10 protein-coding genes are annotated in these 12931 nt (G+C 48.7%); 9 read left to right on the forward strand and 1 reads right to left on the reverse strand.

The genetic code is table 11. The annotated features are described in order from the left end of the window. Positions 1-6: 6 nt before the first annotated feature. The 7 genes from QFZ48_RS23030 (at position 7) to QFZ48_RS23060 (ending at position 9587) form a co-directional block, all read left to right on the forward strand. Positions 7-1470 carry a RagB/SusD family nutrient uptake outer membrane protein gene (locus tag QFZ48_RS23030; protein ID WP_429049293.1) on the forward strand — a complete coding sequence of 488 codons (1464 nt, stop codon included), beginning with the start codon at positions 7-9 and terminating at the stop codon, positions 1468-1470. An 80-nt stretch (positions 1471-1550) separates the two neighbouring features. Beyond that, positions 1551-3200 carry an FAD-dependent oxidoreductase gene (locus QFZ48_RS23035; protein WP_429049291.1) on the forward strand — a complete coding sequence of 550 codons (1650 nt, stop codon included), beginning with the start codon at positions 1551-1553 and terminating at the stop codon, positions 3198-3200. A 3-nt stretch (positions 3201-3203) separates the two neighbouring features. After that, complete coding sequence (locus tag QFZ48_RS23040; protein ID WP_429063804.1) at positions 3204-4439, forward strand: MFS transporter; 1236 nt, start codon at positions 3204-3206, stop codon at positions 4437-4439. A gap of 32 nt (positions 4440-4471) precedes the next feature. Next, entirely contained in the window at positions 4472-7387 is a 2916-nt protein-coding gene (locus QFZ48_RS23045) for a T9SS type A sorting domain-containing protein (protein WP_429063805.1), read from the forward strand. 126 nt (positions 7388-7513) lie between these two features. Continuing rightward, the gene (locus QFZ48_RS23050) at positions 7514-8416 is read left to right on the forward strand and encodes a helix-turn-helix domain-containing protein (RefSeq protein WP_429063806.1); all 903 of its coding nucleotides are present in this window, start codon (positions 7514-7516) and stop codon (positions 8414-8416) included. A gap of 107 nt (positions 8417-8523) precedes the next feature. Next, a complete protein-coding gene (locus tag QFZ48_RS23055; protein ID WP_429063808.1) occupies positions 8524-9300 on the forward strand; it encodes an alpha/beta fold hydrolase in 777 nt (258 codons plus the stop codon). An 11-nt stretch (positions 9301-9311) separates the two neighbouring features. Next, complete coding sequence (locus QFZ48_RS23060) at positions 9312-9587, forward strand: DUF1905 domain-containing protein (RefSeq protein ID WP_429063810.1); 276 nt, start codon at positions 9312-9314, stop codon at positions 9585-9587. 68 nt (positions 9588-9655) lie between these two features. Here the strand turns inward: QFZ48_RS23060 and QFZ48_RS23065 are convergent, their stop codons facing one another. Then, complete coding sequence (locus tag QFZ48_RS23065) at positions 9656-11278, reverse strand: NADP-dependent glyceraldehyde-3-phosphate dehydrogenase (RefSeq protein WP_429063811.1); 1623 nt, start codon at positions 11276-11278, stop codon at positions 9656-9658. A gap of 330 nt (positions 11279-11608) precedes the next feature. Here QFZ48_RS23065 and QFZ48_RS23070 point away from each other — a divergent pair, with 330 nt between their 5' ends. Beyond that, a complete protein-coding gene (locus tag QFZ48_RS23070; protein WP_429063813.1) occupies positions 11609-12445 on the forward strand; it encodes a hypothetical protein in 837 nt (278 codons plus the stop codon). A 50-nt stretch (positions 12446-12495) separates the two neighbouring features. Then, positions 12496-12885, forward strand: a complete 390-nt coding sequence (locus QFZ48_RS23075) for an STAS/SEC14 domain-containing protein (RefSeq protein ID WP_429063815.1) — start codon at positions 12496-12498, stop codon at positions 12883-12885. The last annotated feature ends 46 nt before the right edge of the window (positions 12886-12931 follow it).

Here is a 12931-nt window from a genome sequence, read left to right on the forward strand (position 1 = left end):
TTTGTCATGAGATCTGCATTTTATTTCATCATCATATTTTTTACGCTGGCGGCAGCGGGTTGCGCCAAGCTCGACGGCGTTCCGGAAGGCACTTATACCACGGACAACTTTTATAAAACAGAAGCAGATGCCGTGTCTGCCGTCAATGCCGTGTATTCCGGCATGACCAGCTCTTATCTCTACAACCAGTTCATGGAAGTGATACAGTCGCAAGGCACGGACGACTGTGAGTGGGGCTTTGGCCGCAACACCAGCAATACCGATAAAACGGCGCTGGATAAATTCAATTTCGATGCCGGTACTAATTTGTTCTACCAGTTCTGGAGCACTTCTTACCAGGTGATCAACCGCGCCAACACAGCGGTGGAAAATATCGGGGCCATGACGGCCGTTGGCAGCGATAAAAAGCAACGTATGCAGGCGGAAGCCCGTTTTGTGCGGGGGCTGATATATTTTAACCTCGTTCGTCTTTTTGGCGGGGTACCATTGCAGCTTGCACCCACCACTTCGTTGAATAATCTTGCAGTTAAAAGAGCAACCGAAGAAGAAGTGTATGCGCAGATTATTGCCGACTTCCAGTTTGGCGCGGAGCACCTGCCGCCGGATTACGATGCGGTGAACGCCGGAAGGGCCACCAGTGGCGCTGCTACGGCCATGCTTGTGAAAACCTACCTGACCCGGAAGGAATATACAAAGGCAGTGGAAGAGGCCCGGAAGGTGATCACATCGGGGCGTTACTCGCTTTGGGCATCTTACCAGGATGTATTCCTGATCGCTAATGAAAATAAAACGGAATCCATTTTTGAAGTGCAATTCCTGAGCGGTTCCGGTAATATTCCCAGCAGCTTTGCGGGTTTCTATCGTCCGTCGTTTGATAAACGACCCGGCTTCGGCGGCAATGGCGATAATCCTGTTACTAAGAATCATTATGAAGCTTATGCTGAGGGCGATCTGCGGAGGGATGTAAACGTGATTAAGTATTCCTATACCACTGATCCCAAAGCGCCTGCCACGATAAAAAATCCTTATTACGTTGCCAAATTTAAAGATCCTGCAGCGCTGAATGTGAATGATGGCGGTAATAACTATTACATTGTCCGTTATGCAGATGTATTGCTGATGTTCGCAGAAGCGCTGTATATGTCCAGCCCCGGCAGCACCGAAGCGCTGGAGGCATTTAACCAGGTAAGAAGGCGTGCGTATGGCCTGCCGGTAAATACGCCGTCTGCAAAAGATCTTGCAGGAGGTTTGAGCGCTGCGGCATTCCAGGATGCCGTACTGAAAGAAAGACGGTTGGAATTTGCGTTTGAAGGTCAGCGGCGCTTCGACTTGTTGCGTACCGGCAAACTGAAACAGGCCATGAACGCGCAGGATCCTTCTATAACAGTGAGGGATTCCGACACGCTTTTCCCAATTCCGTCGCAGGAAATGGATACCAATCCGCTGCTGGAACAGAACCCGGGATTCTGATCAGATAACTTTTTTCCGGCTGGCACGAACAGGAAGGTACCTGTTCGTGCAGCTATACTCATGCTTAAATAATAACGAAAATGAGGACTTCAATTATCCGTAGCCTGGTGATAATGATCATTTTGCTGGGCAGTAACCGGTTGCAGGCCCAGAAGCACTGGGATGTATGTGTGTATGGAGAAACGCCCGCGGGCATTATGGCGGCCATACAGGCGGCGAAAATGAATAAACAGGTATTGCTGGTCAGCAACACGGCACATGTGGGTGGTGTGGCTACTTCGGGCCTTACGGCCACCGACCTGAATAATTTTAGGAGCGCCGGCGGGCTCACACGCGAATTTTACCAGCGCCTGTATACGTACTACAGTGATAGCAGCGCATGGCGTTGCGAATCGAGAGACGTATTTTTTGAACGTTCCAAAAAGCGCACCTTCTCCGGGAAGAACGACTCCCTGAAAATGCAGTGGGTGTATGAGTCCCGCGTAGCGGAAAATATCCTGAAAAAAATGCTGGAAGAAGCCGGCGTGACTGTGGTATACAAAGAAAGGCTGCAGCTGAAAAAAGGCGTAGGAAAAAAAGATGCCCGCATAGTTTCCATTCAAATGGAGAACGGCCATCGCTATCATGCAAAAATATTTATCGATGCTACCTACGAAGGAGACCTGATGGCAACCGCCGGTGTTTCCAACATCGTGGGCAGGGAAGCAAATAGTGTTTATAATGAAACGTTGAATGGTATTAAACTGAACGATATCATTGGCAAAGGCAGTAGTTCTATCGATCCTTATATTAAAAAAGGTGAGCCTTCCTCCGGTGTGCTGCCTTTCCTGGAACCAAAAATTCCGGGTGCAAACGGGGAAGGTGATCACCGCACGCAATCGTACTGTTACCGGATGACGCTGACCGATGATCCGGCGAACCGTATCGACATTGTAAAACCCGCCGGCTATCAGCCGCTCTGGTATGAATTCCTGGCGAGGACGCTGGAAATGAATCCCGGCTACATGCTGAAAAATATTATTTCTTTCACCCCCATGCCCAATAAAAAAACGGATACCAACCAGGCCGATTTCGTTGGCGCCAATTACGGATGGCCGGAAGGCAATTATGCAGAGCGGGACAAGATCGCTCAAATGCATAAAGACTATGTACTGGGGTTGCTTTGGTTCCTGGGTAACGATCCGCGGGTACCCGATTCCCTGCGCACAGAAATGAAGCGCTGGGGTTTACCGAAAGATGAGTTTACAGATAATGGCAACTTCCCTCATCAACTGTATGTGCGGGAGGCGAGGAGAATGGTGAGCGATTACGTGATGACAGAAAGGAACTGCAATGGAGAGGAGCCGGTGGAAGATGCCGTGGCAGTAGCCACCTATCCGCTGGATTGCCACCATGTTTCCCGCGTGGTAGACGCACAGGGGAGAGTACATGCGGAAGGCAGTTATGGTAAACAGAAGAACACTTATTACACGATCAGTTACCGTTCATTAAGACCAAAGTCCTCCGAAGCGGTCAACCTGTTGGTGCCGGTATGCCTGTCGGCCTCGCATGTGGCTTACAGTTCTATCCGCATGGAGCCGGTATTCATGGTGCTGGGGCAATCTGCCGGCACAGCTGCCGCACTTGCGCTCGACCGGAATATTACCCTGCAGGAATTGTCTTATGATGTTTTACAGCCGGTATTGCTGAAAGACGGGCAGGTACTTTCAATTGAGCGGAATAAATTATAGCAGATGACGAACATACAACAGTCGAACAGGGGCGCCGTTTTAGCCGCCGTAGTAGTAGCTTCTCTCGGGTATTTTGTAGACATCTACGACCTGCTGCTTTTCAGCATCGTCCGTGTGCCCAGCCTTCAGTCGATTGGCCTGCATGGTGAGGATGTAACCAACAAAGGTATTTTATTACTCAATGTGCAGATGACGGGCATGTTGCTGGGTGGTATTCTCTGGGGCGTGCTGGGCGACAGGAAAGGGCGGTTGTCTGTACTTTTCGGCTCCATTTTTCTTTATTCCGTGGCCAACATTGCCAATGGTTTTGCAGACAGCGTGTGGAGCTATGCGTTATGGCGTTTTGTTGCCGGTCTGGGCCTGGCTGGTGAACTGGGTGCGGGCATCACGCTGGTGGCGGAACTGATGCCCAAAGAAAAGCGTGGTTATGCCACTACCATTGTTGCGGCGGTAGGTATCAGCGGTGCGGTGGCGGCATATTTTGTTGCACAGTATTTCACCTGGAGAACCAGCTTTTTTATTGGCGGTGGCCTTGGCCTTTTATTATTGCTGCTGCGCATTGGTGTGGCAGAATCGGGCATGTTCGGGGCGGCGAAGCATTCGGAGAACAGGGGCAACTTCCTGGCGCTTTTCACAAATGGGAAGAGGTTCTTTAAATACCTGCGCTGCATCCTCATTTGTGTGCCGCTCTGGTTCGTGGTGGGTGTGCTGATCACGCTCTCACCTGAATTTGGGAAAGTGCTGCATATCCAGGGCGATGTAAATGCCGGTGCGGCAGTGGCGTGGTGTTATGGCGGCCTTGTAGTGGGCGATATTTTCAGCGGCGCCCTTAGCCAGTTATTAAAAAGCAGGATCCGGGTAGTATATGTTTACCTGTTTTGCTGCATGGCTGCTGTCAGCATTTATTTCCTGGCGGCAGGTATCAGCCTGCAGCTCTTTTATTGGATATGCGGCCTGCTTGGTTTTTCGGTTGGCTATTGGGTAGTTTTTATGACGATTGCCACCGAACAATTTGGCACTAATATCCGGGCAACGGTGACCACTACCGTCCCAAATTTTGTGCGCGGCGCAGTAGTGCCGCTCACCTTTCTCTTTCAATCCATGCAACTGCTTTTTAACGGATCCCTGGTGTATGCCGGTATCAGTGTGGGCGTGATATGCCTGGCACTGGCTTTCTGGTCGCTTACCGGCATGCAGGAAACATTTCATAAAGACCTGGATTACCTGGAGGAATGGTAGATATACTCACTTTTTAAAACCACGTTCTACTTATGAAAAAACTGATACTTATGCTGACGGTGCTAGCCGTTGCGGGCAACGCGATTGCGCAGGCCGTCAAAACCACGTTGACAGAAACTGCGGGCGTATATACCCTGCATCGCGGCGGTGTGCCGTATTACATTAAAGGCGCCGCCGCCAACAATTTTCATGTGCAGGTAGCTGCCTATGGGGGCAATACCATCCGTACTTACAGTATCAACGATTCCACCGCAGCGTGGCTCGACAGCGCCAATGCGCATGGCATCACCGTTTGTTTGGGATTGGGTATTAAGAAGCAGCAGGAAATGAATTACGGAGATACCGCTGCCGTGCGGTTGCAATTTGAAAATATGCGGAGCCAGGTGCTCGCATTCAGGGATCATCCTGCCGTGCTGATGTGGGCGATCGGTAATGAAACAGATGCCAATTATAACAGCCTGGATACAGCTGCCAATATCCTTTTCTGGGATGCACTCAACAATATTGCCGAAATGATCCATGAGGTAGACACCAACCACCTCACCACTGCGGTACTGGTAAACTCCGATGTAAAGAAGATTAAGTTGCTGAAAGAAAGATTTACAGCATTGGATATACTTTCCATTAACAGCTATGCGCCCAATATTCCCGGGGTGTTGGGCAACCTGCAAACCGCTGGCTGGGCAAGACCCTATATGATTACGGAGTTCGGGCCGAGAGGCACCTGGCAAATGAATCCGGAGCCTTCACGGAAAATGCCCTGGGGTGGATTGGTGGAACAAACCAGTACAGAAAAGGCGGTAGTGTACCGACAAATATACCAGGATCATATTGCTGCGAATGCGTCTAATAATTGTCTTGGTGGCTTTGTGTTTGTATGGGGATATCAATCTTCCGGCGACGTAGTCACCTGGTTCGGGCTGTATAACCGGCTGGGAGAAGCTTTCGGGGCTGCTGATGAAATGCAGTATGTATGGACGGGACAGTATCCTGTGAATCACGCACCGGTGATCCGCAACAGGGATTCGCTGCTTTTCAACGGGAAGCGCGCCGAAGACACCGTGATCGTGGAAGCCAATTCTCTTAATACCGGGTGGGTACGCGCCAGTGATCCCGATAATGATTCATTGCGTTACGAATGGCTGATCATTCCTGAAAACAGTACTATGGCCGGAGGAGAGGCTACGGCCAGTTTGCCTGCGCTCCCGGGTTTGATTGTTTCGCAGCATGCCGACAGCGCCCGCTTTACGGCTCCGGCGGCCGCCGGCAACTACCGGTTATATGTATACGTACATGATCAGCGCGGGAAGATTGCCAATGCGTCTATCCCGTTTAAGGTAACACCATCTACCATCGGAAGACTGATAAGATCTGCTTCCACCGGCGGCAGCTGGTCCTTGCCTGGCAGCTGGCAGGGCGGCGTAGTGCCCGCGGATGCGGATACCGCCGTGATCATCGCAGGCAGCACCATCACCATCAATACGCCGGTGAAAGTAACACGCACGGAAATTGCCGGCACACTAGGCTTCAATACCACTACCACCCATACCTTTACTACGGGCGACCTGGTAGTGAACAACACCGGTACATTTTATGCAAGAAACGGCACCATTGGCAGAACAATTACGGTGAACGGCAACCTGGTAAACAACGGCACCGCCGACTTTTCAAAGGGGAGCACCACCCTGATCATGGGGCCGGCAGCAGATAGCACCGCGATTGGCGGAACAGGAAGTTATACGAATGGTATCATCCGCAGTGTTACAATCAATAATGTCGCCGGTGTGACGTTGCAAACACCCGTAAGCATCCCGTCGGTGCTAACACTTACCAGTGGCGTATTTCATAACGGTAGTAATCTCACCATGGACAATACACAGGTAGGCGGCAGCGCCAGTTCTGTGAACTGCCAGATCAGGCGTTCGCAGCATGCGTCGCTCGCCAATAATTATACATTGGGAAGCACCGCTGCATTGTATGTTGTTTATAATCATGATGTAAATGCGCCGGGGCAAGTCATGACCGAAGGCCATGAAATCCCTGTTACCCGGTCGCTGCATAACATCACCATCAACAACCCCGGTGGCGTAATGCTCAGCGACAGTCTCACGTTGAAGTCGAGCAATGCGGCTATCACATTGACGGAAGGCATCATCCACCTGCCGGCAGGCAAAGCGCTGATTTGTACCAATACCTCGTACAATGGTACTTTCGGCAACAGCAACAGTTTTGTGAATGGCGCAGTGGCGCTTACTGCAGGTGCAACGCCTGTTACCAAAACTTTCCCAACCGGATCTGCGGGAGAGTACAGGAAAGTAGTATTAACAGGATTGTCGTCTGTTACCGGCGCGCTGCTGATGCAGGTGTCTGCTGACAGTGCGGTGGGTACGCCGGGTACGGGCATGAGCAGTTTGTCTGCTGCAAGACGCTGGCGTTGCGCCGTGCGCAGTGGCAGTCTTGCTGGTTTCACGGCCATCAGTATCGATTACGGCGCAGATGACGGAGCCACACAAAACCGGCTCGCATTTTCAACTACGCGTACGGGCGCGTATAATGTAATACCCACCGATACCAGCACCGCCGATGCTGTTACCAGTTCAATGGGTAGCTACGGAGCGGGATGGTATTCAACAGGACTGAACGATAGTACTATGCTGCGGACATCCAGGCCGGCTGTGTTTTCCGTAAGTACCACGCAGGAGGCGGATGCTTTTGTTTATCCCAATCCGGCAGCGGAGGTGATTTATGTGGTATGTCCGCGGGCATTGAAACAGAAAATGTATGCAAGCCTGCTTGATTTGCAGGGAAGGGTAGTTCATTATTGGATGTTAACACAGGGGCAGGTGCGGCAGCCGCTGCGGTTCCCTGCGAAAACCGGCAGTGGCGTTTATTTGCTGGTGCTGGAAGGAACAGGATTCCGGCAAACATTTAAAGTGGTGAAATTATAAACAATATGGCGGCGCTTCATCGTGAAGCGCCGCTTTGTTATTTGAGCTTACTATATTTTTCCTATCTTCAATAGTGTAGTAAAAATAAGGTGCTTTAGCTGTTTGATTAAAAACCATCTCTAAGTAATGGGCAATTCCAAAGGTGTTATTCCTTTTTACGATGATATTAATGAATTCTTTGCCAGTACGCCATTTCCTGATAGAACAAATGATCCGGATCTGTTTTGTTTCAGGGTGAGGAAAGGAGAAGACGTAAAAAAATTCTATAAACCCCCGTTCAGAAGATCATTTTATTTTATGGGGCTGATGAGTGGTGTTAGTCAGTCGCAGATTGTTTATGACAATATGAATGAAGTGCGGATGAACAGCTTTCTCGTTTGTCAGGCGCCCGGACTGCTTTCCAGCTTTTACAACTCAGGACTTGCTTATGGATATTTTGTTTATTTTAAGCTGCCCTGTTTTTCTTTCTTCAGACCGGACTTTGAAAAGCAGTTTTCTTTTTTTGATGTACAACAGACGCACTTTTTTGAATTATCGCAGGAAAAATATAATGAGTTCTCCCTGGCGTTTGAGGATTTTTTTATTGCATATGAAAACGCAGACGATAAACTGCACACAGTAGCCAGTTTGAAGATATTGGCTGTTCTGTATCAATTAAAGAGTTTCATCCAGCTTAACCAGCAGCAGGAGCGGATCACCAGACCTGAGTCGATTTTGCTGAAGCAGTTTCTCCAGCTTGTCAACGACAATTATATAGAACGGAGAACAGTGAATGAATACGCCGAAATGCTTTCCATTACCCCTAAGTATCTTTCCGAGTATATCAAAACCACCACCGGGAAGAATGCATTGTTCTTAATCCACGAGAGAATAGTAGCCGAGGCAAAATCACTGATCCTATATACTGATTTGGATATGGCTGAAATCTGTTACCAGCTTAATTTCTCTGATCCGGCAAATTTTAATAAATTCTTTAAGAAAAATGCAGGCGCCACCCCTTTGGAATTCAGAAATCAGTATAACAGGTAAATTTACCATTCAAAGCGGTTTTTGGACAAAGCTATCGTAAGTGGCCCATCTATCTTTGTGTTGAAATTACATCGGAACATTAAACAAATCTTTAAAAACAGATCAAGATGAAAACAACACACTCCAAAGATGGAACAAAGCTGGCTTATAATATGACTGGCAAAGGCCCTGCCTTAATCTATATTACGGGGGCTACGTGCCACCGTGAATTTAACCCGGTACTGTACGATGCATCGGTTTTTTCGGAAGAATTTACAGTGTACAATTATGATCGCCGCGGCCGTGGCGACAGTGGCAATACTTTGCCTTATGCGGTGGAGCGTGAAATAGAAGATATTGAGGCGATGATAGCTGCCGCAGGAGGCCGGGCGTTTTTGTATGGTCATTCTTCCGGCGCTATCCTGGCGCTAAAGGCTGCTATGACACTCGGCGACAAAGTGAGTAAACTGGTAATGTACGACGCGGCTTATTGTCACAACGAAGCCTACCTGGAGGAATTTAAAACCCTCAGCCGGGGTTTATACCAATTGCTGGAGAATGATAAAAACGAAGCCGCGATCACCGGATTCCTGGAAGGTATCGGCATCCCTGGCGAGGCATTTGAAAGCTTATTTCCCGACTGGCCAACCATGGTGGCTTTGGCTCCAACGCTTGCCTACGACACTACTTTGGCCAGTAGCTTAGCGCCCGTAAAGGAGGTGGCAACGCTCACTACGCCCACCCAAATTATAGTGGGGGAAAAAAGCCCTGAATCTATTCAGGAAGTAGCCAAACAATTGAATGCTGCCATCCCGAACGTTACCTACACCATGCTGAAAGGCCAGGATCATATGCCTGCGGCAGAAGTGGTGTTGTCTGTTTTAACCAGGTTCCTGAAATCTTAAAAGCGAATATCATGGCACAGAAAATAAACATAAAAATCAATACAAAGCTGCAAATTGGTTCAGGCAAAGGAGCATGGACCTACATAGTATGGGGTGGGGTAGCGGATACCTTTGGTACCAGGCAACCTGTAAAAGTACGTGGCAATATAGATGGTCACGTGTTTGAAAATTCATTCCTGCCGCTTAAAGATGGTACGCATCTGATGGGTGTTAATGCTAAAACCCGCAAAGCTATAGGTAAGGAAGCGGGAGATGAAGTAAGGGTGGAGATCTATGAAAAAATCTGATCAATGGCTGGAAAACGGTTTTAGATTAAAAAGCCTTGCAGCGGGCAGCTGCAAGGCATAAAGTAATTTTAGAAAATGAAATTGGTGCTGAGGAAGTCGGAGCTATGCTCATTCACAATATCTTCCAGCAGTTTTTTATTCGTATCGTTCATTTTGGTGGCCACCAGTGAGCGGATAGAGAATGACCGCAGTGCATCATGCACGGAGAGCGTGCCTTCTGCACTGTCTTTCCGGCCGGTGAACGGGAATACATCCGGTCCGCGCTGACACTGGCTGTTAATATTCACCCGGCTTACCTGGTTTACCAGGGGATCTATCAGTGTCGCCACTTCGTCAGGGTTGTTGCTGAAAATGCTTACCTGCTGGCCGTGTGGCGATTCGATCAGGTAATCAATGGTTTCTTCTATATCATCATAGGGCACAACCGGGATTACCGGTCCGAATTGTTCTTCCCGGTAGAGTTTCATTTTATCATTCACCGGGTATACGACTGCCGGGAACACAAAGGATTCGTTGGTAGCGCCACCGTTTTCATTAACAACGGCTGCACCGTGGGCAATGGCGTCGTCGAGCACTTCACGGATATAGGCGGGTTTGCCAGGTTCCGCTACCGGCGTGAGTTGTACACCTTTTTCCCAGGGCATGCCGAATTTCATTTTGCCGATAGATTCGCCCAGGCGCGCATTGAATTCGTCGGCGATGGAGCGGTGCACAAACAGTATTTTGATGGCGGTACAACGTTGACCGTTATACGATAATGCACCCAGGATACATTCATTCACGGCCACTTGTATATCTGCATGCTGCGTGATGATGGCGGCATTTTTGGCATCCAGGCTCAGTACCGCGCGGAGGCGGTTCAGTTTGGGATGGTACTTGCGCAGGTCGTTGGCTACTTTACTGGAACCGATAAAGGCCAGTACATTGATTTTACCCGTAGCCATAATGCCTGGTATTACAGAAGCGCCGCGGCCATAGATGGTGTTCACCACGCCTTTCGGGAAGGATTCCATGAATGCACGCAGCAGCGGGTAATGCACCAATGTGCCGTGCTTAGGCGGTTTGAAGAGGATGGTGTTGCCCATCAGCAATGCCGGGATCAGGGTAGTAAAGGTTTCATTCAGCGGGTAGTTGAATGGTCCCATGCAGAGTACTACCCCTAATGGCGAACGGCGGATCTGCGCGATGGTGCCTTCTTTGATTTCAAAGCGGGAAGAGCTGCGGTCTATTTCCTTAAGCGCATCTATGGTGGCGTTGATGTATTCTATGGTGCGGTCAAATTCCTTGATGGAGTCAGCAAAGGATTTCCCGATTTCCCACATGATCAGCTTTACGATCAGGGCGCGTTGCTCCGTCATTTTACGGGCAAATACAGACAAACAGTTGATGCGTCCATCCAGTCGCATGGTAGGCCATTCACCGCGACCGTTATCATATGCGGAGAGGGCGGCATCCAGCGCTTCAAAGGCTTCTTTTTCGGTGCCCAGCGGGTAAGTGCCTATCAGCTTGCGTTTCAGGCCATTTGCAGTAGGGATGTTGATAGGGGAGTACACTTCACTCACCGGCCCATCCCATTGTTTCATTTCCCCGTTTACCAGGTACTCTTTCTGATGAATTTCGGAAATACGGAATTCCTCGGGTATTTCATTTTCTTCAACAAAAAGTTTCTTCAGCTCATCTTGAAAACTCATGTGTTAAAATTTTATGCGTACAAATTACACAAAATAGGCCGGATTGTACGCATAGAATGTTTCGATCGGGGGAGTGGAGGAAATCTATAAGGTGGGTAAACCACCAGGAAAAATATGGGCTGAACCGGTGCTAACTTTTTTATTTTCAACGATTCACCTATTTTCGCCGGATGTTTTACAGGAGAGAATTAATACAGCGCATAATAGAAAAAGGTTACCGGGAATTGTTTTATGGTCCGTATCATTCATCGTTGCACCAGGGAAAAGAAAGTATTTAAAATAACCCTGGCGGGAACCATTGGATTTGCATATTTATAAAACATCTTGCGCATGCCTTCGACAAAAGTTTTGATCACCGTTAAAAGTTACCCCACCGTATCTTCCCATTATGAGGAGCAGGTTAGCATCGCCGGTTTCCGGGAAGACGGCGTTTTTATCAGGATATATCCCATCCCTTTTTCAAAGAAAACCTATGACGAACACTATCAGCTCTACGATTGGGTGGAGCTGGATCTCGAAAGGAATACCCGGGATTTCCGGCTGGAAAGTTTCAGACCGGTAAACCCGGATGCACCGGTAAAAAAGACCGGGCACCTGGGTACGGAAGATCATTGGAGCGAGCGGAAAGCCATAGTGCTGAAGAATGTATACCGTAACCTCTCTACGGTCATCATGGAAGCGAAACACGAAGCGTTTTATACTTCACTGGTGGTATTCAAACCTGCCAGGATACTTGATTTTGTGATAGAGGAAACAGAGCGGGAATGGAACCGCAACCGCTTGAACGCATTGCAGGAAGAGCTGCTGCGCGGCGTGGTAGCTGAGCAGCCGGAAGATCCTTTTGCCGTGATGCCAAAGCTGCCGTACAAATTTTCTTTCCGTTTTACGGATGATAAGAACGAAGAAATCACCCTGCCGGTGGAAGACTGGCAACTGGCGTCCCTGTATTGGAAAAGCCTGCAAAAGCAGCGTGGCGCTGATAAGGAACTGAAGGCCATTAACGAGGTGAGAAAGAAATACCTGCACGAATATGCAAGGAACAGCGACCTCCATTTCTTCTTGGGTACTACGCAAAATGTACATGCAAGTGCCAGGCAGCCGTTTACGATCGTTGGCTTGTTTCATCCTACGATGCCGCCGGCGGTAATACAGGGCAGTTTATTTTAGCGAAATTGTATATTTGAGCAAATATACAGCGTACAATAAACAGCCACTCCATGAACCCGCCCAATAACATTCCACTTATTGAAGGAGAAATAGCGGACTATTATTATGATAGTACGGGGATTTTATATTCCTATTCGAAAAGCACACTGCGAACAGTAGAGAATATTTCGCGCAATATTGCATTGGTGAAACAGATTACCGGGAATAAGAAAGTACCCTTGCTGATTTATCTTTCCAATTCTCCTGTTCCCGATAAGGCCACAAGAAAATTTTCAACAGAGCAATTACCTCATGTATATAGTGCCATGGCAATGGTTTCAAAGCCGGGCTTGTCGAAGCTGATCATGAATATACTGTTTAAGTTAAAAACGCCGCCTATTCCCATGAAGTCGTTTACAAACGATGCGGAGGCAAAGGAATGGCTGCTGCAGTATGTTTAGAGGGCGTTTCGCTGGTGAGAAACGGGCATAAAAAAAGAGCCCCCGG

The organism is Chitinophaga sp. W2I13 (assembly GCF_050434005.1).
In the GTDB taxonomy this organism is placed as follows: Bacteria; Bacteroidota; Bacteroidia; order Chitinophagales; family Chitinophagaceae; genus Chitinophaga.

Coding starts and splice junctions, on each gene's coding strand:
- QFZ48_RS23035 (WP_429049291.1), top strand. CDS start 1,551: ATGAGGACTTCAATTATCCGTAGCCTGGTGATAATGATCATTTTGCTG.
- QFZ48_RS23030 (WP_429049293.1), top strand. CDS start 7: ATGAGATCTGCATTTTATTTCATCATCATATTTTTTACGCTGGCGGCA.
- QFZ48_RS23050 (WP_429063806.1), top strand. CDS start 7,514: ATGGGCAATTCCAAAGGTGTTATTCCTTTTTACGATGATATTAATGAA.
- QFZ48_RS23055 (WP_429063808.1), top strand. CDS start 8,524: ATGAAAACAACACACTCCAAAGATGGAACAAAGCTGGCTTATAATATG.
- QFZ48_RS23065 (WP_429063811.1), bottom strand. CDS start 11,278: ATGAGTTTTCAAGATGAGCTGAAGAAACTTTTTGTTGAAGAAAATGAA.
- QFZ48_RS23075 (WP_429063815.1), top strand. CDS start 12,496: ATGAACCCGCCCAATAACATTCCACTTATTGAAGGAGAAATAGCGGAC.
- QFZ48_RS23040 (WP_429063804.1), top strand. CDS start 3,204: ATGACGAACATACAACAGTCGAACAGGGGCGCCGTTTTAGCCGCCGTA.
- QFZ48_RS23045 (WP_429063805.1), top strand. CDS start 4,472: ATGAAAAAACTGATACTTATGCTGACGGTGCTAGCCGTTGCGGGCAAC.
- QFZ48_RS23070 (WP_429063813.1), top strand. CDS start 11,609: ATGCCTTCGACAAAAGTTTTGATCACCGTTAAAAGTTACCCCACCGTA.
- QFZ48_RS23060 (WP_429063810.1), top strand. CDS start 9,312: ATGGCACAGAAAATAAACATAAAAATCAATACAAAGCTGCAAATTGGT.